At 56.0% G+C, this 21527-nt stretch carries 17 protein-coding genes; 3 read left to right on the top strand and 14 right to left on the bottom strand.

Annotated elements, in window-relative coordinates:
• The first annotated feature begins 91 nt into the window (after positions 1-91).
• The gene (gene uvrA, locus ACW17M_RS20060; protein ID WP_457548004.1) at positions 92-2938 is read left to right on the top strand and encodes an excinuclease ABC subunit UvrA; all 2847 of its coding nucleotides are present in this window, start codon (positions 92-94) and stop codon (positions 2936-2938) included.
• 154 nt (positions 2939-3092) lie between these two features.
• Positions 3093-3836, top strand: coding sequence for a Crp/Fnr family transcriptional regulator (locus ACW17M_RS20055; RefSeq protein WP_022520912.1), 744 nt, complete (start codon positions 3093-3095; stop codon positions 3834-3836).
• Between the two features lie 5 nt (positions 3837-3841).
• Here ACW17M_RS20055 and ACW17M_RS20050 read toward each other — a convergent pair whose 3' ends face one another.
• Both ACW17M_RS20050 and ACW17M_RS20045 read right to left on the bottom strand, forming a co-directional pair.
• Positions 3842-4636, bottom strand: coding sequence for a hypothetical protein (locus ACW17M_RS20050; protein WP_022520913.1), 795 nt, complete (start codon positions 4634-4636; stop codon positions 3842-3844).
• A gap of 57 nt (positions 4637-4693) precedes the next feature.
• On the bottom strand, positions 4694-6805 hold the full coding sequence (locus tag ACW17M_RS20045) for an adenosylcobalamin-dependent ribonucleoside-diphosphate reductase (protein WP_457548003.1): 2112 nt from the start codon (positions 6803-6805) through the stop codon (positions 4694-4696).
• Positions 6806-7002: 197 nt separating this feature from the next.
• On the opposite strand from ACW17M_RS20045, the gene ACW17M_RS20040 reads away from it, so the two are divergent.
• Positions 7003-7605, top strand: a complete 603-nt coding sequence (locus ACW17M_RS20040) for a hypothetical protein (protein ID WP_457548002.1) — start codon at positions 7003-7005, stop codon at positions 7603-7605.
• 8 nt (positions 7606-7613) lie between these two features.
• Here ACW17M_RS20040 and ACW17M_RS20035 read toward each other — a convergent pair whose 3' ends face one another.
• From ACW17M_RS20035 to ACW17M_RS19980, 12 genes are all read right to left on the bottom strand, one after another.
• Positions 7614-9620, bottom strand: coding sequence for a sensor domain-containing diguanylate cyclase (locus ACW17M_RS20035; protein ID WP_202606386.1), 2007 nt, complete (start codon positions 9618-9620; stop codon positions 7614-7616).
• Positions 9621-9643: 23 nt separating this feature from the next.
• A complete protein-coding gene (locus ACW17M_RS20030; protein WP_457548001.1) occupies positions 9644-10318 on the bottom strand; it encodes an OmpA/MotB family protein in 675 nt (224 codons plus the stop codon).
• Between the two features lie 5 nt (positions 10319-10323).
• Positions 10324-11145 carry a motility protein A gene (locus tag ACW17M_RS20025; protein ID WP_022520917.1) on the bottom strand — a complete coding sequence of 274 codons (822 nt, stop codon included), beginning with the start codon at positions 11143-11145 and terminating at the stop codon, positions 10324-10326.
• A 40-nt stretch (positions 11146-11185) separates the two neighbouring features.
• Complete coding sequence (locus ACW17M_RS20020; protein ID WP_009288446.1) at positions 11186-11887, bottom strand: RNA polymerase sigma factor FliA; 702 nt, start codon at positions 11885-11887, stop codon at positions 11186-11188.
• Positions 11888-11913: 26 nt separating this feature from the next.
• On the bottom strand, positions 11914-12345 hold the full coding sequence (locus tag ACW17M_RS20015; RefSeq protein WP_039860577.1) for a flagellar protein FlhE: 432 nt from the start codon (positions 12343-12345) through the stop codon (positions 11914-11916).
• A 25-nt stretch (positions 12346-12370) separates the two neighbouring features.
• Positions 12371-12943, bottom strand: a complete 573-nt coding sequence (locus ACW17M_RS20010; protein WP_233975321.1) for a C15 family peptidase — start codon at positions 12941-12943, stop codon at positions 12371-12373.
• Positions 12940-15123: a flagellar biosynthesis protein FlhF gene (gene flhF / locus ACW17M_RS20005; RefSeq protein WP_443603612.1), complete on the bottom strand. Its 2184-nt coding sequence runs from the start codon at positions 15121-15123 to the stop codon at positions 12940-12942. Before flhF ends, ACW17M_RS20010 begins: the two co-directional genes overlap by 4 nt.
• Before the next feature lie 58 nt (positions 15124-15181).
• Complete coding sequence (gene flhA / locus ACW17M_RS20000) at positions 15182-17269, bottom strand: flagellar biosynthesis protein FlhA (RefSeq protein ID WP_233975319.1); 2088 nt, start codon at positions 17267-17269, stop codon at positions 15182-15184.
• Entirely contained in the window at positions 17266-18432 is a 1167-nt protein-coding gene (gene flhB / locus ACW17M_RS19995) for a flagellar biosynthesis protein FlhB (protein WP_190374167.1), read from the bottom strand. Before flhB ends, flhA begins: the two co-directional genes overlap by 4 nt.
• A gap of 104 nt (positions 18433-18536) precedes the next feature.
• Positions 18537-19232: a protein phosphatase CheZ gene (gene cheZ, locus ACW17M_RS19990; protein WP_009288441.1), complete on the bottom strand. Its 696-nt coding sequence runs from the start codon at positions 19230-19232 to the stop codon at positions 18537-18539.
• 41 nt (positions 19233-19273) lie between these two features.
• Positions 19274-19663, bottom strand: coding sequence for a chemotaxis response regulator CheY (gene cheY / locus ACW17M_RS19985; RefSeq protein WP_022520923.1), 390 nt, complete (start codon positions 19661-19663; stop codon positions 19274-19276).
• A gap of 102 nt (positions 19664-19765) precedes the next feature.
• Positions 19766-21469: a methyl-accepting chemotaxis protein gene (locus ACW17M_RS19980; RefSeq protein WP_457548000.1), complete on the bottom strand. Its 1704-nt coding sequence runs from the start codon at positions 21467-21469 to the stop codon at positions 19766-19768.
• Positions 21470-21527: the final 58 nt, after the last annotated feature.

Here is a 21527-nt window from a genome sequence, read left to right as displayed (position 1 = left end):
CCGCAGGTTATCTTGGGTTATGAAAGCGGTTTTGCCGGGAGGGTGCCGACAAACGTATAATCACGCTTTTGCCGCGCGATTCGAGGTGTTGATGGACAGCATTCTGGTCAGGGGTGCCCGCACCCACAACCTCAAGCAGATCGATGTGGAGCTGCCCCGTAACAAGCTGATTGTGATTACCGGCCTCTCCGGCTCGGGTAAATCGTCGTTAGCATTCGACACCCTTTACGCCGAGGGGCAGCGCCGCTACGTGGAATCGCTCTCCACTTATGCGCGCCAGTTCCTGTCGATGATGGAAAAGCCCGATGTGGATCACATCGAAGGGCTGTCACCTGCGATCTCCATTGAGCAGAAGTCCACTTCCCACAACCCGCGCTCGACCGTGGGCACCATCACCGAAATTTACGACTACCTGCGTCTGCTGTTTGCGCGTGCCGGGACGCCCCGCTGTCCAGAACATGGCGAAGACTTGGAAGCCCAGACCATCTCGCAGATGGTCGACCAAGTCATGAACCTCGCCGAAGGCACCAAGCTGATGCTGCTGGCGCCGGTAGTCAAAGGCCGCAAAGGCGAACATTTACAGTTATTAGCCGAGCTGCGCGCCCAGGGCTTCGTACGCGCCCTGGTCGATGGCCAAGTGCTGGAACTGGACGACATCGCACCACTGGATAAGCGCAAAAAGCACGATATCAGCGTCGTCGTTGACCGCTTCAAAGTACGCGACAACCTTGCCCAGCGTTTGGCGGAGTCCTTTGAAACCGCACTGAACCTCGCCGACGGCACCGCCATGATTCACTTTATGGACGGTGAGCGCGACGATATTGCCTTCTCGTCGCGCTTTGCCTGCCCGGTGTGTGGCTACTCGCTGGCGGAGCTTGAGCCGCGCATGTTCTCGTTCAACAATCCGGCGGGCGCCTGCCCCACCTGTGACGGGCTAGGCGTACAGCAGTACTTCGATCCGGACAAGCTCATCAGCCACCCGGAGCTATCACTTGCCGAAGGCGTGATCAAAGGCTGGGATCGGCGCAATATTTACTACTTCACTCAGCTCCAGGCACTGGCCAAGCACTACGGCTTTGAGCTGGAAACGCCCTGGCAAGAGCTCGCCCGCCACGAGCGGGAGGTTATCTTAAACGGCAGCGGCGACGAACAGATACCGTTTGTGTACGTGGGTGATCGCGGCCGTAAAGTGACCCGCGAACACGCTTTCGAAGGCGTACTGCCCAATATGCAGCGCCGCTATCGGGAAACCGAATCCAATATGGTGCGCGATGACCTGGTCAAATACATCGCCGTACAGCCCTGCGCCACCTGTAATGGCTCGCGCCTGCGTAAAGAGTCACGCCATGTTTACGTGGATGATCACAATATCGCCGAGATTGTGCGCTTTCCGATTGGTGAGGCGTGGCGCTACTTTGCCGACCTAAGCCTGCCAGGACGCAAAGGTGAGATCGCCGATAAAATCGTCCATGAGATTCACGCCCGGCTAGAGTTTCTGGTCAACGTGGGGCTGGACTATCTCAACCTGGAGCGCAGTGCCGATACCCTTTCCGGCGGTGAAGCCCAGCGTATCCGTTTAGCCAGCCAAATCGGCGCAGGCCTGGTCGGGGTCATGTATATTCTCGATGAGCCGTCGATTGGCTTGCATCAGCGCGACAACGACCGACTGCTGAAAACCCTTGAGCGACTGCGTGACTTAGGCAATACCGTGATTGTGGTAGAGCACGATGAAGACGCTATTCGCGCCGCCGACCACGTGCTGGATATCGGCCCAGGTGCGGGTGTGCACGGCGGTGAAATCGTTGCCCAGGGCACCCCGCAAGACGTGATGGACAACCCCAACTCGCTGACCGGCCAATACTTATCTGGCTCCCGGGAAATTGCCGTGCCGCCCTACCGCATACCCGGCAATCCAGAAAAGCAGCTGATTGTGCGCGGCGCTACCGGCAATAACCTGCAGAACGTCACCCTTAGCCTGCCGCTGGGGCTGTTTATCGCCATCACCGGCGTTTCCGGCTCAGGTAAATCGACGTTGATCAACGGCACCTTGATGCCGATTGCGGCGCGCGAATTAAATCGCGCGACAACATTGACCGCCGCGCCCTATGAGAAGATCGAGGGGCTCGACCAGCTTGATAAAGTCATCGATATCGACCAGAGCCCGATTGGTCGCACGCCACGCTCCAACCCGGCCACCTATACGGGTATTTTTACGCCGATTCGCGAGCTGTTTGCGGGCACCCAAGAAGCGCGTTCCCGGGGCTATAAGCCCGGTCGTTTTAGTTTTAACGTCAAGGGTGGGCGCTGCGAGGCGTGCCAGGGCGAAGGCATGATCAAGGTAGAGATGCACTTTCTGCCGGATATCTACGTGCCCTGCGATGTCTGTAAGGGCAAACGCTACAACCGCGAAACCCTGGACATTCATTACAAGGGTAAAACCATCCACGAAGTGCTGGCCATGACGGTGGAAGACGCCCTGGAGTTCTTTAGCCCAGTGCCCGCCATTGCACGTCGCCTGCAAACCTTGCTAGATGTAGGCCTTTCCTACATTCGCTTAGGGCAAAGCGCCACCACCCTTTCCGGTGGCGAAGCGCAGCGGGTTAAACTCGCCCGTGAATTGGCCAAGCGTGATACCGGCAAAACGCTGTATATCTTGGATGAGCCCACCACCGGCCTGCACTTTGAGGATATTCGCCAACTGCTGACGGTACTTCACCGTCTGCGCGATCACGGCAATACCATCGTGGTGATTGAGCACAACCTGGATGTGATCAAAACCGCCGACTGGATTGTCGATCTTGGCCCCGAAGGGGGTTCAGGTGGCGGACAGATCATCGCCGAGGGCACGCCGGAACAGCTCGCCAAGCAGGACGTTTCGCATACCGGCCGCTTCTTAGCGCCGCTGCTCGCGCGAGGCAAGCGTGCAACGAAGCGTTGACGCTGGTTTTCGAGGGGTGAGCGCTGCTCACCCCAGGCTAAATAGGTACGCTAGTTAGCCTATTTGGGCGACGCAGTAGATGGCCACATCGTTTATAGTGGCGGGCAGATAATCGTTAGCAGTATTATCCAATCCTGTGCTGGAGGGATACGTCGTGGGTCAGGAAAACAGCTGTATTATTAAGCACTTCAATCACTACTGCTCATTAAGCGATGATGAGAAGGGATTGCTCATGGCGCTAGAGGAGAGCCCAACCAATATTAAGTCGGGCACGCTACTCTGGGAGATGGGCGATGCGGCCAATGAGTTTTGCACGCTAAAAAGTGGTTGGGCCTACTCCTACCGTCACTTAGAGAATGGTGACCGACAGATTCTCGAAGTGTTTTTGCCGGGCGATATCATCGGGTTGCGCGAGTTTGCCTTCTCGCAGCGGCTTGAAAATGTGCGCATGATTGATGATGGCGTGATTTGTCATTTCCCGCATAAACGTATGCTGGAAATATTTCGCCAGTCGCTGCCTCTCACCTCGGTGATGTTTGCCATTGGCAGCCGTCAGCAGGCGCTGCTCACTGAGCGCCTCGTCACTCTGGCCAGACGCAGTGCACGTAAGAAAATGGCGCATTTTCTGTATGAAATGTATTTAAGGCTGCGCCAAACCAACCCGGATATTAGCAACCAGTTCCGCCTGCCGCTCTCACAGGAGCAGTTAGCCGATGTGCTCGGGCTAAGCCCGGTACACGTTAGCCGCACCTTTACGGCGCTTAGTGAAGACGGCCTAGTATTTCGCGACCGCCACCATGTCACCATTCCAGACTTATCCGCGCTATGCACCGAAGGTGAATTTGACGATTGCTACCTCACCGACAATGTCCGGCCACTGTTAGGCGATTCCGCCTGAGAAAACTAACCACACTTTGACCAGCCGCAGCCAGCATAGCAGGTCGGGCAGCCATCCATCATGATCAGCTCACCGCGGCACTCGGGGCAGTTACCCACTATGGCTGGGCCACTGCCTTCAGGCTTTTTTCCCTTCGTTGCCTTATCACCGCCAATCGACTCCACCGCGCCTGTTTCAATGGGTGCATCATTAGCTTCGTCTTCAGCACCGGGCTGCCAAGCGTGGCCGTGAGCCATACGATGAGCATAACGCTCTACCAGCTTTTCAACCGGCACCTGGTTGCCATCCCGATCTAGAAAACCGCGGCGATAAAGAATCTGCTGAATCGACCAGGCAATCGCCGCCACTTCCGAATCGTGGAACATTGGCTTATTCCAACGGTTCATACCACAGCGTACCAAGCCTTTGTCCCAGGCCACTTTGCGTAGATCCGCCACCGCTTGGGTGACGTAACCACCGCGGGCCGCCAGCGAAAGGCTGCGCATGGTCGCGGTGATCCACTGGTGCTCGCTGGAGAGCTGCCCTGACGGAAAAAAGAACTCCACCGGGCGCTCAATCACCACGCGCTTACTGCCAATCACGCCTTCCACTGGCATAAACGACACCAGCAAATAGACTTTTTTACGCCCTTCCGCGCCTACGTATGAAATCTTTTCAGACACGGCTTCCAAAGTGCCTTCCGGACGGGAAGGTATACGTACCGTTAGCGGATCTTCATCTTGTAGCTCAGGAACGGGAACGGCCTGCTCCTGCTGCTTGATACGGTAACCAACAATTTTTGAGGTAATTTCTACAGCCATGGTGTTCTCCACTTAGCAAAGGTGTGCGTTTTTAAATAGATGGCGCTTAACGCGGCATCACCATTTGCCGTAGGTGCCTTCTTTTAAGCCATCAAAGAGGTTGGCAGCGTTATGCTCTTCACCGTCGTAAATCACCTTCTCATCCCCGGCTAGTTCGAGGGTTTCACCGTTTTCCAGTTCGAATACGTAGGTCGTGTTTTTAAGATCATCTTCCCGCACGAGCACGCCCTGGAAAGCTTCGGGATTAAAGCGGAAAGTAGTGCAGCCTTTTAAGCGGCTTTCATAAGCCTGCAAATAGAGGCTTTGGAACTGTTCAAAGGGGAACTCGGTAGGCACATTGACCGTTTTCGAGATCGCTGAATCCACCCAGTGCTGGGCGGAGGCTTGAACGGCAACGTGCTGTTCGGGAGATATCGCATCGGCGGTAACGAAGTAGTCAGGCAGGTCGCTGTCCACCGCATCAGATGCGATAAAGTGACGGTAGGCGGCCAGCTCAAAGGAGACGACTTCGACCTGTTCTTTGGTCTTCTTGCCCGACTGAATAATATTGCGGAAATAGCGGTGCGAGAAAGAGGGTTCGATACCATTGGAGGCGTTGTTACCCATCGACAGGCTAATCGTGCCGGTCGGCGCGATTGAGCTGTGGTGGGTGAAGCGCGCGCCGTGCTCGGCTAGCTGTGACACAAGCTCCGGCTCAAGTTCGGCCACTTGGGCCATGTACTGACTATAACGGGCGTGCAGGATACGCCCTGGCACTTGATCACCCACTTCGTAGCCATCTTTAGCCAACTGTGGCCGCTCACGCAGCATTTTGGGGGTAATGGTGTGCTCCTGTTCGAGCACCGGCGCCATGCCCTTCTCTTGAGAAAGCTCCAGCGCCTGCTTCCAACCCTCTATCGCTAAGTGGCGGCTCACCTCATCAGTGAACACCAACGACTGCTTAGAACCGTAAGGGATTTTGAGCATGGTGAGCGTTGAGCCTAAGCCCAAAAAGCCCATGCCGTGACGGCGCTTGGCTTCTATTTCACGCTGCTGTTGGGGCAACGGCAAACCGGCAATCTCGACCACGTTATCGAGCATACGCGTGAAGATCGCGACCACTTTGCGGTAGCGTTCCCAGTCAAAGCGAGGCTCGGCGCCAAAGGGGTCGATCACAAACTTGGTTAGGTTGACAGAACCCAGCAGGCAGGCGCCTTCTGGCGGCAAGGGTTGTTCGCCACAGGGATTCGTCGCACGGATATCTTCGCAGAACCAGTTGTTATTCATCCGATTAACTTGGTCGATCAGGATAAAGCCGGGCTCGGCGTAGTCGTAGGTGGAAGACATGATGGTGTCCCACAACTCCCGCGCTTTAATCACTTCAACAATGCGGCAGGCGACGCGGCCTTCGGCATCTACCGTGTAGCCCTCTTCAACCACCGGCCAGTCGCGGTAGATCAAGTCTTCCGCTTTAACGTCCTCTTTCTCACCGGGGTGCAGCGGAAAGGCCAGCGGCCAATCGGCATTGTTCTTGACTGCCTCCATAAACTCATCGGTGATCAGCAAACTGAGGTTAAACTGTCGTAGGCGCCCCGCCTCGCGCTTGGCCTGAATAAACTCACGTACGTCCGGATGCCCCACGTCAAAGGTGCCCATCTGAGCACCACGCCGACCACCAGCAGAGGCGACGGTGAAGCACATCTTGTCGTAGATATCCATAAACGCCAGTGGGCCGTTGGTGCCCGCGCCAGCGCCGAATACGAACGCGCCCTTATGACGCAGCGTCGAGAAGTCGTAGCCGATACCCGCCCCGGATTTCAGCGTCATACCCGCATCGACCACTGAGTCGAGGATATCGCGCATGGAGTCACGAATGGTGCGGGAGACAGTGCAGTTAATCAGGCTCACCGCAGGCTTGTAGGCCTCAGCCCCCGCGTTGGAGAGAATACGACCGGCAGGAATGGCGCCGTTTTCCAACGCCCAGCGAAATTTGGGCAACCACTCTTCCGCTTTATCTCCCTCCACCGCTGCCAGGGCACGAGCAACCCGTTCAAACGTAGCACCAACGTCCTGATCAACGGGTTGGCTATGACGATCCTTGAGACGGTATTTGGCGTCCCATATTTCCCGCGAGGGGGCCTGCATAGGGACATCGTTAGAGGTCTTCATAGCCTTGGCAGCGGTGCTCATGTCGCAAAACTCCTTCACAGCGAGGGTGAATTATAGCGCTCAAATAGGGCGATTATACGTAGCATCAAAGTGAAGTATAGACGTGACCTCCCACCATATGAGGCACTTTTTTTAATTTTTTCTACCATATATAGGAAAATCAGCGCGTTACTATTTTGCCAATCCCAAACACGATATAGACTGGGGTTTTGGGTTAAATGGCTTTAATCATGTCCGCAACTCACTTCCTGCGCTCTCCATCCCAGTATCTTTGCACGCTCACGTTTACCGTTGTGGCGATAGCGACCATGTGGATGGTCGCTACGCCCGTCGCTAACGCGACCACCTTCAATACCGACGATGTGGCCACCCACGACCATTGGCAGTCAATGGCGCTCTCACTGGGGGGCGAACGCCACTATCGGGCGGTAGAAACCCACAGCTACTCGGATGCGACGCTGAGCTTGAATGCCACCTCGGGCGTTTGCGATTTACCCTGGCTGGAGATGCGCGTCACCCTTGAGCAGCAGCAGGGAGAGAGCCGTACAGTAAACCTGGTGCCCACTCGGCTGCGCATCGATGAGCGGCCCGTTATCGACACCATGGCGGAATTTATCACTGAGCGCGGCGATGACGGGTTTTATGCTCACTTTTATTTAAGTGACTTGGCATCACTGATGGCCGACATGCGCCAGGGGGAGCAGCTATTTCTCGGCTTCGACCAGGACGAGCGCGAGCCGTGGTATATGACCTTTAGCCTAAAAGGCGCCGATGCGGCGATCAACCGGATGCTCACCCAGTGTGAAGGTAGTGGCACCTAAAGGTTTGCTTAAATCAGCACCACAGGCTCAAGCGCCATTTCAACGCGGTTGCGTCCGCCATGCTTAGCGCGGTACATGGCGTCATCAGCCCGGGAGATAAGGGTTTTACAGCTGTCACCCGGCTGCCAAACGGCGACACCGATACTCACTGTAACCGTTTGCTCAACGCCCTCTATACGCAGCTCTTCTACCAGCGAGCGCAGCCGCTCAGCCAGGCCAGTGGCGGCATCAACATCGGAATGAGTCGCCAGCACAATAAACTCTTCGCCTCCCCAACGGCCCAGGTGGTCGCAGCCACGCAGCGAGCTTTCCACTAAGCGCGCCAGGGCCACCAGCACATCGTCACCCACGCTATGGCCGTGAGCATCGTTGATCTGCTTAAAGTTATCCACATCGAACAGTAGCAAGGCAAAAGCGGCCGCATAGCGCTTGGCAGCCACCAGCTCTGCATTGATCGCTTCTTCGATGCGGTAACGGTTCCACACCTTGGTTAGAGGATCGAAATGGGCTAATTGCTCAAGACGCTGGTTGGCTTCGGCAAGGGCTTTGCGTTCGTGCTCCAGGTGCATATTCAGTGAGCTAATTTCATAGGCAGAAATCGCCAGCGTCAGGTCTTCCCCCAAGTCTACCGCCGCTAAGCGCTCTACCCGCAGCCACGCTTCACTTCTGCCGACTACCTCTTCAGACCAAGCAACCGATGGAGCCAATATCACGGCCGGTTTAGGGTTGGTTGTAGGCTGCATCGCCCAATACAGCGTTTCCACCTGCTCGGGGCGAAAAAAAATCAGCCAGGCGCGCTGGGTCGAACTCATTGGCAGCGGCACTGCTAGAGCCCCACACTGCTCGGGCATGGCTAGCGAAGCGGTTAACGTCTCTTTGCCGATTTCGCGCGTGCACCAAGGGCCGCTATGTACATGAGTTCTTTCCAGGCGCAGCACAAACTGGCTTATCGCTTCTGGAGTCGGCGTCACACCCGCTTGATAAGCGCCACCATTCACCCACAGCACCACGCCATGGGCGCGAAACAGCTTCATCCAGATAGCCGCCTGCTCATGAAGTAACTGTTGGGGACTTTGCGGCTCGCTGCGCGTTCGCGCACTGAGCACGAGGCTATCCTGAACCCGTTGTAGGTAGCGGGCTTCTTGACGCGCCCGTAGCAACAGCATGCGCTGGGTGGCCATTTGCACGAGGGTGCGAACGGCATCACGCACGGGGGGTTCAACCGAGTGCGGTGCTGGCGAATGGCAAAACACTAGACCCCATAAGCCAGTATCCCCCTGCATGGCCAAACTGAATGACCCACGCACCCCCAGGCGATTTAAATACCGCTGCCGCTCAGGGGCAGGGGCGCGTAAAAAGCTGCCGCTAAGGCTCACTCCCGAGTAGGCGGGAGTCAGCGTTTCAGGCGGCGCATCGACGTCTTCAATTAACCGAACGGGGTAATGTTGGTAACTTTTGCGTAAGGCGACAGGGAAGTCGCTTGAGGGGAAGCGCTGACCCAACAGCGAAGGCAGCTGGTTGCCCAGCGCTTCGGCAACCATTAAACCATGCCAATCACTGTCGAAATGGCACACGGTGACGCGATCATGGCCGGTGAGCTGTTGAATAGCGTTAACCAAGCAGTCGAGCAGCTCTTCCTGGTGGGTTGCGTCGGCTAAATGCATCAGCCGCTCATTGACTGTGCCAAGCAGGCGGCGCTTACCTTGGGGGTTGAGTGGCTCAATCTCGACGATGACCTTCCCACCTGCTCGGTAAGCATAGAGCTGAAAACGCATGTAGCTATGCTTGGAACGAATAAACACCAGCGGGCCGGAGAGTTTCTGCTGCCCCTGCAACTCGCGGCGCACCCGCTGGCTTAGCCGTTTTCCTAACACATAGGCAAGAGTGTGCGGCCCATTTTCAGGGCGCTCAATACCGGTCAAGCGGGTTAAGTTGGTGCTACTGGCTTGAATGCGGCGACAATCGGCATCTAAAACCAGCAGAGCTCCAAACGACTGCAACCGCGGGTGGTACATGGACACAAACGTGGCCTCGCAATCTATTCACCCTCGACCTGCTGCCTTAGCAACAACTCTACGCGACGGTTGGCAGCTCGGCCCTCCGCCGTTGCGTTCGGTTCCATGGGTTGGGTGTCGGCATAACCGACGGCCCGCATACGAGAGATATTGAATCCTTGGCGCTCTAAATGCCTCACCACAGCGATAGCCCGCGCTGATGAAAGCTCCCAATTAGAGGGGAAGCGGGCCGTTGAAATAGGCACGCTGTCGGTGTGGCCTTCTACCGAAATCTGACCGTCAAAACGGGTCAGCACATCGATAAGGCTTTCTACCACCTCTTGCCCACGGGAAGTCAGTACAGCTTGACCGCTGGGAAATAAAAGGCTGGTATCAATACGTAACGTGACCCCTTCACTCCCTTGCGAAACACTGACACCGGGGATGGCGAGCCCATCAAACTGCGGCTGAACCCCTGAATGACGGGGCTGAATACCAGTGGCTAGAGACGCCAGCGGCAATGATGATACAGCGCTAGCCGAGCGCATGAAAGCAGTATCAGCCGCCTCACCGCCTCCCGGCGGTGTCAGTGAAAGCAGCAGCACAAAGAGCGTGATTAGCAGCGTCAGCACATCCAAATAGCTGGTTAGCCAACCCTCGTCACCATCGCCTGGCGACGGCGTCATTTCCAGTGCGTGGCGCGTATCACGGTCAAGCATCTGGCCTACCCCTTCGCCGCCGCACTAACCGACGAATCAGGCCTTGGTTTGACGCTGTTATCACGGATCTCATCGTGATAGTTAGCTACAAACGAGTTGAGGGTCTCTTCAATAAACGACGGCAGGCGGCGCTTGGTAATCAGCGAAATACCTTCCAGCACCATGTTCATGGTAATCAGCCGCTCTTCGGTGCGGCGCTCGAGTTTCACCGCAATCGGCTTAAACACCAAGTTGGCGAGTAAAATGCCGTAGAAGGTGGTGAGCAGGGCCACCGCCATGCGCGGGCCGATCACCTGCAGGTCGCCTGCGTCCATGACTTCCAGCATATTGACCAGCCCCACCAGGGTGCCGATCATGCCAAATGCGGGTGCGTAGGTGGCCATGGTACGGAATATTTGTGCCTCGGCATGCTCACGCGCTTTAAGACGGGCAATGCGCCAACGCAGCATGTCAAAAATTTCATCCTCTTTGGTGTTGGCAATGACCAGTTGGATCCCGGTACGCAAAAACGGGTTTCGGGTATGCTCCAACTCGCGCTCGACAGCACGTACATCGCCCTTAAACCAGAGTCGCGACATATCCACCAATTCGCGGATATCGTCACGCATATAGGTATTTTCGCGCCGGAATACCAAGCCCACCAACCGTACGACGCGGAGCACCTCTTTCAGCGGATAGCTGATAAAGGTTGCCGCTAGGGTACCGGTCACCACAATGGCCAAACCCGGCAAATTGATAAAACTTTCAGGGGACTCTGCGGTGAAAAACAGCACGCTCACCAACAGTAGTATGCTGGCAAATATGCCTATCAGCGTCGAAGGGTTCATCCACGGCTCCTTGCCGGTCACAAGTGAGTAAAAAGAGGTGTTATGCCGAGTCGTGTAAACGCGCGCGTAAGCGGCTGACGGCTTGGCTGTGCAGTTGTGAAACGCGTGACTCCGTGACGCCCAACACAGCCCCTACTTCCTTAAGGTTGAGTTCTTCTTGGTAGTACAGCGCCATTAGCAGCTTTTCACGCTCTGGCAGCGCTTCAATTGCCTCAATCAACGTTTGTCGTTGCTGGCCGTCTAGCAACTGCTCGAACGGTGAATTAGCCAATTCATTATTGCTAGGCTCGCCACCGTCGGCCACCAGCTCTTCAAACGGCAACAGTTGACCACTGTTAGTGTCGTTGAGGAGCTGCTGATACTCACTCAACGGCATTTCAAGGTGTTGGGCGATTTCGTTCTCTTCTGGTGCCCGTCCGAGCTGTTGCTCTAATTGACGAACGGCACTGTCAACCGCTCGCGCTGAGCGGCGCACGCTGCGGGGCAACCAGTCGCGGGTACGTAATTCATCCATCATTGCACCGCGAATACGCTGACTGGCAAACGTCGCGAACGTTGCTCCCTGGGTGGCATCGAAGCGCCCCAGTGCTTCCAGCAGCCCTACCATCCCGGCTTGAATAAGGTCGTCGAGCTCAATGCTGGCTGGCAAACGGACCTGAAGCGTCAAGGCCTGACGTCGTACCAGTGGCATGTATTGCGTCAACAGCTCACTCTGTTTGATCCTGCCTTGTGCTGTGTACATCCTCTCGCCTCGCGGCTATCCAGCCTTCACTGATAGTTCACAATCATTTGCAGCCCCTGGACACGAACAGGCCGCTGCCCCGGACGTAAAGCGAAGCGAAAATGCAACGGCGCATCCGCGGCAAACCCCGCCAGGGCAGTGGTAGTCCCCCGCATGCCAGCTAACGCAACGCACTGCTCAGGATGGCACAGCCAAGCGTTTAATAACGCACCAGGGGGATATTGAAACTGCCAATGAATACGCCCGAGCTGTGCTGACTCCACATTGTTAGCAGCAGCGGGTGGGGTAGCGTTTTGACTAGCACTTGCCCTATCACTCATCGCTACCATCAGACCTGGTATCTGGCTGCTCCAGCTACCGGGTGTCGCCTGAGCGTTTCCCGTTAACCCTGCTAGTAGACACCCTGTCAGCAGTACTGGGCTCAGTAGCAGTCTCCCTCTTAATAGCCAGCTTAGCATGCTTGGTCTCCTCAGCAGAGTGCGCTCATCGTGCAAGTACCAACAGCTCCATATTTAAGTAGTAATCAGCTGCCTCACGCAAGTTATTGAGCAACCCTTGACGCGGCAAATGCGGCTCGTGGAGCGCCAGCAAACGGCGCGGCCCGCCACGCTCATGTAATTGACGCAAGGTACGGAACATGGAAGCAAAGGTATCGGCATCGCTACTGATCCACAGTGCCCAACGGCTGTATTGATCGCAAAGTTGGGCTAGGTCGGCCGTTTCGGCCATGACGATATGAATATCCCAATCCTCAGGATCACCGGCCCAGCTTCGACCTAACGTCGACCACTGCCCTAATCTTGCTTTAACCTTGTTCACCTGGGCTGCACCACTACCCGGTAGCCCGACCACAATAAGCGGAATTTTGGGCTGGTGCGCTACCACCGTTGCTGGCTCTTCCACCGCTGCAGCTGTCGGCGTTAACAAAGAGGTAGGCTGTTCAGATTCCGGCACGTGTTCTGCCGCCGCAACATCAACTGTACCCTCAGCTTGCTGCTGTTGGCGCTGCAGGTTTGCCCACTTGCGTAGACCCGATGCTTGATCCTGTTCGCTCACGCCACGCCCTCTCGACTAACACTGCCCATTTGACGAATCGCATCTCGTGCCATAAAGGCGTAGACCAGTGCATCAAGCATGCCGGTATCGCGGCGGCGACGGCTGTTGCCTAATAGGTTGAGCAGATCGCCACGCAGCGTCTGCGCCTCCTCATCATCAGCAACATCGAGATGCCCGGCGACCGATGCCACACCGCTGGCCATCAATAGGCGAACTTCAGCATTTAGATCCCCGCTATCGGCCTCTTTTAACTGCTGCCACGCGCGACGCGTCAAGGCGGCCAAGCCTTCGCTTTGCAGCTGGGTTAACAGCAGTGAGAGCACCTCTGCTCCTAGCCGAGCGGGGGTAAGCCAGTAGCGGCGCGCCACTACTTTGGCGCTTTCCGGATCGCGAACTTCACCGAACCAGGCGAGTAGAGCCGTGCCGCTGGCGTCCTCGACTTCGGCGTAGGCAGTCCACAGTTGCACCGATTGGCCACGAAAACGCACGCCCACATGGTGCGTTAGCACACTGTCACTAAATAGCTGGCGGATAGATTGACGTTCGTGGTGAAAGCGTAACCGATGACTGGGGGCCACTTGGCTGACCCAGGTCAAGTGCTCGGCTTCCAGCCACGCTAGTGCATCCGGTTCAGGGAAGCGCGGCAGTAAGTGCACCGCTACACCGCTCGATGCCGACAGCGCGGCTAAGCGTGGCTGCCATCCTGCGGCGTGGCGATGCTGCAGCCAGGGTAGCGCCAGCCAGGCACCATCCGTGTCCAGGCCAATGTCCGGCATTGCCCAGTCGCAGCCGCGCTCATTGCGCCGCGGAAACCACGCCATCCCTAAGGTGGTCTTTGCCGATGGATAACCGGCAAGTAATGCATCCAAATGCGTTTCCTGCAAACGACTAGGCAGCGAAGCTAGGTTCCAGATCTCTTCTAATTCCGCAAATCCCGTGACACGTTGGCGCAACCTCGCCAATAGCGACGACAAACGACGCCCTTGGCCCAGGACATCCCGCGACCAGCGCGGCATTCCCATCGGCGCATCGGCACTTTGCACCCGTTCACGCTGAGGAGTCGCGGTACTCAGCGCTTGATCCACTAGCGCATCGGGGGCGGCAAGGGCCATATCTTCGGGCACCTGCTGACCATTAGAACCAAACAGGACGCGCATCCCGTGACGCATAATAATATCTAACACTGGAGCCAGACGTCCCGCCTCATCCTGTTTGGTGATAATACAGTCATCTAACTCTGCGCCCGCCGCCCGCGCGGCCTGACGGTAGCGCAGCACCACTTCTTCGAGGGTTTCCGGTTGGCTGGCAGCATTGAGTAGCAGCACCAAACGTACTCGCGAGCGTCCGCCTTGCAGGTGGGCAATCTGCTCTATCACCCGCTGGTCACGCTGACTCATGCCTACGGTGTCGATAATTACCCACTGCTTGCCCTGCAGGCGGCCCAGCAAATCGTCGATGGGCTGTTCGGCATCCAAGGCGTACATCGGGGTATCCAGCAGGCGCGCATAAATGCGCAACTGCTCATGGGCACCGATCCGGAAGCTGTCGGTGGTAACCAGCGCTACCGGGCGCGTGCCGTGGCGCATCACAAAACGAGCGGCCAGCTTGGCGGTGGTGGTGGTTTTGCCTACCCCCGTTGGCCCTACCAGGGCAACAATGCCGGTTTGGTCGAAAAAGCTTGCTTCATCGTTGAGTACGCAAAGGCGATCCATTAACTGCTGTCGCAGCCACTGCAGTGGGGCTTCGCTATCGCCGTCTAACCTGGTTAGCGATGCAGGCAACCCTGCCAGCAGCTCATCGGCAATTTCGCTGCTAAAACCCACATTCCATAGCAGTTGGCGCAGCCGCGCAGCCGTTCCGGAGGGCTCTGCTGGCGATGGTGAAGCCGCATGGGTTGACTGGCTGTTTGCCAGCAGCGCTCGCATATCCTGCATTTCGCGCAGTAAGCGCTCGCTCATCGCCTGCATGGGGTCTTGCGCTGAAGGTGCTGTCGGCGTTTCGGGTGGTGCAGGTTCTGGTGAGGGTTCAAAGTGGTCAATGGCTTCATCCGCCATCGCTAAAATTTCAACGCCCCCTTCGGTACGCCGATTTGCGACAATCAAGGCGTCTTCACCGAGCGTTTCACGCACTTGGCGCATCACATCACGACTATTGGCTCCCACGAAACGTCTAACGCTCATGATTTACCCTTGCCTGTTCTGAAAATGGACGACGCTAGCCTATCACGGCGTGCCATCTTTAACGTCCGCCGACCACTGTGGTCACTCTTAATGTGCGATCGTCGGGAATTTCAGCCTGGGACAGTACCGACATATGGCGTAACCGGCGGCGTAAGAAGCGCGATAGCACCGCCCTTAGCGAATGTTGCACGACCAGCACCGGCGGCTCGCCGGAACTTTCGTGACGCTCCAGCGCCTGCTGGGCCTGGGTCATCAGCGTTTCTGCCAACCCGGGCTCCATGGCGCCGTTGCCATTCATGGCCTGTACCAGCACTTGTTCCAGTTGAGCATCCAGCCCCATGACATTGAGTGTCTCCTGCCCCGCAAACCACTGCTGGACAATGGCGCGCCCCAGCGAGACTCGCACCAGCGCCGTCAGCTCATTAGGATCTTTTTGCTGTGTGGCGTACTCGGCCAGGGTATCGAGAATAGTGCGCATGTCGCGGATAGAGACATCTTCGTCGAGCAGGTTTTGCAAGATACGCTGCAGTACCGTCAATGAAATAGCTTTGGGGATCACCTCTTCGACCAACGCTTTTTGATCATCGCCCATTTTATCCAGCAACTTCTGTACTTCCTGACGGCCCAGCATTTCGGGTGAATGACGGTGTAACAGGTGGTTCAAGTGGGTCGCTATGACGGTACTGGCATCCACAACGGTGTAGCCATACACTTGGGCATGCTCACGCTGGCTGCTATCAATCCAGACAGCGGGCAAGCCAAAGGCGGGATCCTGAGTATGGGTGCCCTGCAGCTCGCCCGATACCTGCCCCGGATTAATCGCTAGCCATTTGCCCGGCTGTGCCTCGGCGCGGCCAATCTCGGCGCCTTTCATGGAGAGTACATAGGCGTTCGGCGGCAGCTCCAAATTATCGCGGATATGCACCACCGGCGGCAGGAAACCCACTTCTTGGGCAAACTTCTTACGTACGCTCTTAATGCGCCCGAGCAGCTCGCCTTTTTGACGCGAGTCCACCAGCGGGATTAAGCGATGGCCCACTTCCAGGCCAAGCGTATCGACCAGTTGCACATCTTCCCAACTCGCTTCGGGAGTCTCCTGTAAAGGCACCGGTGCCGCGGCAATCTCCTCCTTGACCAACGCCTTCTCTTTTTGGCGCGTTAACAGCCATGCCAGGCCAGCCAACAACGCGGTAAAGAATAGAAATACGAAATTGGGCATGCCAGGTACCATACCCAGCATGCCCATCACCACGGCAGCCAAAATCAGTACCTGAGGATTAACGAACAATTGGCTAAGCATTTGCTGGCCAATATCTTCGTTCGTATCCATGCTGACCCGGGATACTGTGACACCCGCGGCGGTGGAGATCACCAAAGCAGGGATTTGCGCCACCAGGCCATCACCAATCGCCAACAACATATAGGTCTGACCAGCAGCGCCAAAGCTCATATCGTGCTGCAGCATGCCAATCATCAGCCCGCCGATGATATTGACCACCATAATCACCAAACCGGCAATGGCATCGCCACGGACAAACTTACTTGCGCCGTCCATGGAACCAAAGAAATCCGCCTCTTGAGAAACCTCCGCGCGGCGCTTTTTGGCGTCTTCTTCGCCGATCAAGCCGGCGTTCAGATCGGCATCGATGGCCATCTGCTTACCAGGCATTGCATCCAGGGTAAAGCGCGCACCCACTTCGGCAATACGGCCAGCACCTTTGGTGATAACCATAAAGTTGATGATGACAAGAATCAGGAAGACCACTAGGCCAACAGCGAAATTACCGCCGACCAGAAACGCCCCGAACGCTTCAATGACCTTACCCGCAGAGGCACCGCCTTGGTGGCCCTCCATCAGCACCACACGGGTAGAAGCCACATTGAGCGACAGGCGCAGCAGCGTAGTAAATAGCAACACGGCAGGAAACGCCGCAAAGTCCAGCGGCTTCTGCGTAAACATGCTGACCATTAACACCATAATGGCCAGAGCGATATTGAAGGTGAAGAGTAAATCCAGGGCAAAGGGGGGCAAGGGCACGATCATCATGCCCAAAATCATGAGGATGAGCAGCGGCCCGACCAGCAGCTTCATGCGCACATCACCCATCCAGTCGCGCCGACCTACTAGCTGACTCAAGCCTTTCATGGTTGCGCCTCATTACCACCGGCGCCATGCCCGGGGCTTTCCATCTCCGGCGGAACCGGCAGGTTATCGGGGGTTGGGGGCACCTCGCCTCCTTGTTGTGATACTTGCTTGAGGCGGTAGGCCCAGGCCATTACTTCCGCCACCGCGGTATACAGTTCGGCAGGTACTTCTGCATCTAGATCGACGTGATGATACAGGGCCCGCGCCAATGGTGCTGCCTGCAAGCGAGGCACGCCTGCCTCTTCAGCGATTTCGCGAATGCGCGCAGCCACTGCGTCGGCGCCTTTTGCCACCAGCCGCGGGGCGCCCATACTGCCTTCCTGATAAGTCAGTGCTATCGCGTAGTGCGTAGGGTTGGTAATGATGACATCCGCTTCGGGTACTTTGCTCATCATCCTGCCCCGCGCCATGGCCTGCTGCTGCTGGCGAATGCGTGCTTTCACTTGCGGGTCGCCTTCGGACTCTTTGTGCTCACGCTTAATCTCTTCCTGACTCATGCGCAGCTTCTTAGCATTGTCCCAGAGCTGGAAAGGGACATCGATCAAAATGACCACGATCAACACCAACACCATTAGCCCAGCTGCCTGAGCCGCCATGCTTAGGGCATTGGTCAGCGCTTGCTGGATAGGCTGATCCATTAGCGCCATAAATTTGCCGATGTTGAAATACAAAAACGTCGCAGCCACGCCCCCCACCAGAAACGATTTGGCAATCGCTTTTGCCAATTCGATCAGTGCCTGGGTGGAGAAGATACGCTTTACGCCCTTAATAGGGTCTAACTTGGAAAACTTGGGCTGCATCGATTTACCCGATATCAGCCAGCCCCCCATCAGCCCAGGGGCTACTAACGCAATGATGGCTAACAGTAAAAACAGCGGCATCATGGCAAATAGCGTGCGCTGACCAAGATCCAGCGCATTGACCAGCATCGGCGTACTTTCCATTGCCTGGCGGCGCTCAAACAAGAAAGCTTGTTCCATCACCGCACCCAACTGGTCGTAGAGCATGTTGCCCATGCTATAGAGGCCAATCACACCACCCAGCAAAAGTAAAAACGTATTTAACTCGCGGGAACGGGCAACTTGGCCCTCTTCACGGGCTTTCTCTTTCCGCCTGGGCGTGGCCTCTTCGGTCTTTTCCTGGTCGCTATCGTTATCTGCCATACGGGTATCCGGCCAGGTGAAGCAAAGCTTATCACGTATTCAGCCGTCCATAGGGACGGCTGAATGGCGTACTTGCGTGCCCAGAGGGCGTTTAATAACGCATCTTAGAAGCCTAATTCGTCCAATAAGTCGTCTACTTGATCTTGCCCAGAGACGGTATCAGGGACATTATCCTTCACTTGCGGCCCATTCAAAAGCTCTTCGTTACGCCGTGCACTGTCGCTTTTCCACTGATCCTCGGCCTTGCGCTGCAGCGTTTCTCGTGCATGGGCGCCCGGCGCGTTATCGATCAACACTTGCACCAACTGATGTTCGATCTCATGGATCACGTCCATCATCTTCTTAATCACTTGGCCGGTCAGGTCCTGAAAGTCCTGAGCCATCATGATTTCCATCAGTTCTTTGTTAGTCGCTGAAACCACATCGGGCACTTCGCTAAGATAAGTGCGTGTCTCGACAACGAGCGCTTTCGCCTCATCCAGCTCTTTCGGTGCTTCAAACCACTCGGCCCAGCGTTTATCCAACGCTTCCGCCCGGTCTGACAACTGATCCTGCAGCGGCTGCGCACGGTCAACGGCATTGAGCGCTCGATCTGCTGCCTGCTCCGTCATGGTGGCGACATAATGCAAGCGGTCGCGTGCATCGGGGATGGCTTCGGCCGCCTTCTCAATCTCTTTATCAAGCCCCAGTTCACGCATGTTTTCGCGCAGCATGCGCGTCAACTTACCGATGCGATGAATTAAGTCTTCGGCGGCTTGTTCGGACGATTGGGCAGAATCGGACTGCTCATTCTGGCTCATAACGTTGTCTCCTCGTTAACCAAGCACATAGGCCCAGTTGCTCACATACCCAGTTTGTCGAAGATCTTATTGAGCTTTTCTTCGAGGGTAGCGGCAGTGAACGGCTTGACGACATAGCCGTTAGCGCCCGCCTGAGCAGCCGCTATAATGTTCTCTTTCTTCGCTTCTGCGGTCACCATCAACACAGGAAGGTCTTTCAAGGCGTCATCCTGACGGATCTCCTTGAGCATCTCCAGGCCATCAAGGTTCGGCATGTTCCAATCGGAAACGACGAACTCAAACTTGCCGGCACGCAGCTTATTGAGCGCATCTTGTCCATCTTCGGCTTCATCCACGTTGGTGAAGCCCAACTCCTTAAGCAGACTACGTACGATCCGACGCATGGTGGGAAAGTCGTCTACAACCAGGAAACTCATATTCTTATCTGCCATGGGTCATCCTCTAATCAATCAGTATATGGCACAAGGGCGACTGAAAAGTACAGTCAGGGGTTTAAAACGGCTACTTTGAAACGGCTCTTTCAAAACGGTTCTTCAGAATTCCTCCCACTCTTCGTGGTCGCTGCGCTGCGAGGCTGGAGCTGGAGCTGGGCGACGAGCTTGCTGGTCGGCCCTAGGCGCAGGCATAACGTCCGTTGCTGGCGATGAGGAAGGCAGCGCCTGATGGGACGCCCCCTGCATACCTAACAGCTTAAACACGGCTACGGCTTGCTCCAACCGGTTGGCCTGTTCCTCAAGGGAGGCCGCCGCCGCAGAGGCTTGCTGTACCAGCGCGGCATTTTGTTGGGTGACTTGATCCATCTGGCCCACGGCTTGGCTGACTTGCTCAATACCGTCACTCTGCTCTTGGGAGGCAGCGGAGATTTCATCCATGATATCGGTAACACGGCGCACTGCAGTAACCACATCCGACATCGTGGTACCGGCCTGCTCGACCAGAGTGGAGCCTTGCTGAATTTGTGTTACCGAAGCATCAATCAGAGTTTTAATCTCTTTGGCCGCATCCGCACTGCGGCTGGCCAAATTACGCACTTCCCCCGCCACCACCGCAAATCCGCGACCTTGCTCGCCGGCGCGGGCGGCCTCTACCGAGGCGTTGAGAGCCAGAATATTGGTTTGAAAAGCAATTGAGTCAATAACGCTGGTGATATCGGCGACTTTTTTCGAGCTGGTGGAGATACCGTGCATAGTTTGCACCACTTGCTCCACCACTTGTCCACCGCGCTCAGCCGTGGTGGAGGCGTCTGCTGCCAGGGTGCTGGCTTGACGAGCATTGTCGGCGTTCTGTTTTACCGTCGCGGTCATCTCTTCCATGCTGGCCGCGGTTTGTTGAATCGATGCCGCCTGCTGCTCCGTGCGTGAGGAGAGGTCAGCGTTGCCGCTGGCAATCTCACGGGTGCCGTGGTGAATTTCGTTACTGCCTTCACGCACCCGGCCAACGATATTGGTGAGGTTTTGCTGCATGGTGCCCATAGCACCAAACAAACGGCCAATTTCATTTTTACCTGCTTCCGGCAGCGGGTTGGTCAAATCAGCCTCAGCAATCGCATCAAGCCGTTGGATTGCGCCTCTTAGCGGCGCAATCACTGTACGGCGTAAACCTAGGTAGATTATCAAGGTCATCAGTAAGGCAAAAATCACCGCTCCAGCATTGATCATGGCAAACAGATTGCCTTGGGCATCCGCGTCAGCGCGAATGGTATCTACCCGCTGGAAGCCGTAGGCCACAAACGCCGTCATACTTTCAGATAAGATATTTATCGGCTCTACCAGCTCATCGCGCAGGTTGTTGTAGCTGGTTAAGTCCATATATTCAAAGGTATCGTGCTGTTGTTTAACTAGCCCCATTACGGTATTAAAATCTTCAATTAGGGTGTTCGCCAATGCCTCGCCTTGCGGTGAAAATGAGTTTGCCGCAAAGCGCTCGAAACGCTTTTCAGAACGCTCGATGCGATCAGCGGCAACGGCAACCTGCTCATTGGATTGCTGGGTCTGCCCTACCATCAGGTAGTTGGAGGCAGTTTCCATAGCCAACATGGCTTGGTTAAGCAGCGAATCGGCGCGATTCATCTCATTTAACTGCGCATCGCTGATACCGCTTAGCGTGGCTAAGTTATTTTGTGAATTGCGATCGGCCACCACACTCAAGCCCGAAACCATTAAAATCAGCACGACAAAGCAGCAAAGCGATGTGACCACGGCGGCGTGAATACTCAAGTTGCGCAGTAAACGGTTCATTGTGATTTCCCTTGCGAGCTTATTTAGTTTTTATGATTACTAACTTTTTATGAATTGC

The sequence above is a fragment of the Vreelandella sp. 2A-K22 genome (assembly GCF_054065485.1).
Note: the sequence above shows the minus strand (reverse complement) of the source record. Positions and strands in the feature narration are given on the sequence as shown.

Coding starts and splice junctions, on each gene's coding strand:
- uvrA (WP_457548004.1), top strand. CDS start 92: ATGGACAGCATTCTGGTCAGGGGTGCCCGCACCCACAACCTCAAGCAG.
- ACW17M_RS20050 (WP_022520913.1), bottom strand. CDS start 4,636: ATGGCTGTAGAAATTACCTCAAAAATTGTTGGTTACCGTATCAAGCAG.
- ACW17M_RS20045 (WP_457548003.1), bottom strand. CDS start 6,805: ATGAGCACCGCTGCCAAGGCTATGAAGACCTCTAACGATGTCCCTATG.
- ACW17M_RS20040 (WP_457548002.1), top strand. CDS start 7,003: ATGGCTTTAATCATGTCCGCAACTCACTTCCTGCGCTCTCCATCCCAG.
- ACW17M_RS20035 (WP_202606386.1), bottom strand. CDS start 9,620: ATGTACCACCCGCGGTTGCAGTCGTTTGGAGCTCTGCTGGTTTTAGAT.
- ACW17M_RS20030 (WP_457548001.1), bottom strand. CDS start 10,318: ATGCTTGACCGTGATACGCGCCACGCACTGGAAATGACGCCGTCGCCA.
- ACW17M_RS20025 (WP_022520917.1), bottom strand. CDS start 11,145: ATGAACCCTTCGACGCTGATAGGCATATTTGCCAGCATACTACTGTTG.
- ACW17M_RS20020 (WP_009288446.1), bottom strand. CDS start 11,887: ATGTACACAGCACAAGGCAGGATCAAACAGAGTGAGCTGTTGACGCAA.
- ACW17M_RS20015 (WP_039860577.1), bottom strand. CDS start 12,345: ATGCTAAGCTGGCTATTAAGAGGGAGACTGCTACTGAGCCCAGTACTG.
- flhF (WP_443603612.1), bottom strand. CDS start 15,123: ATGAGCGTTAGACGTTTCGTGGGAGCCAATAGTCGTGATGTGATGCGC.
- flhA (WP_233975319.1), bottom strand. CDS start 17,269: ATGAAAGGCTTGAGTCAGCTAGTAGGTCGGCGCGACTGGATGGGTGAT.
- flhB (WP_190374167.1), bottom strand. CDS start 18,432: ATGGCAGATAACGATAGCGACCAGGAAAAGACCGAAGAGGCCACGCCC.
- cheZ (WP_009288441.1), bottom strand. CDS start 19,232: ATGAGCCAGAATGAGCAGTCCGATTCTGCCCAATCGTCCGAACAAGCC.
- cheY (WP_022520923.1), bottom strand. CDS start 19,663: ATGGCAGATAAGAATATGAGTTTCCTGGTTGTAGACGACTTTCCCACC.
- ACW17M_RS19980 (WP_457548000.1), bottom strand. CDS start 21,469: ATGAACCGTTTACTGCGCAACTTGAGTATTCACGCCGCCGTGGTCACA.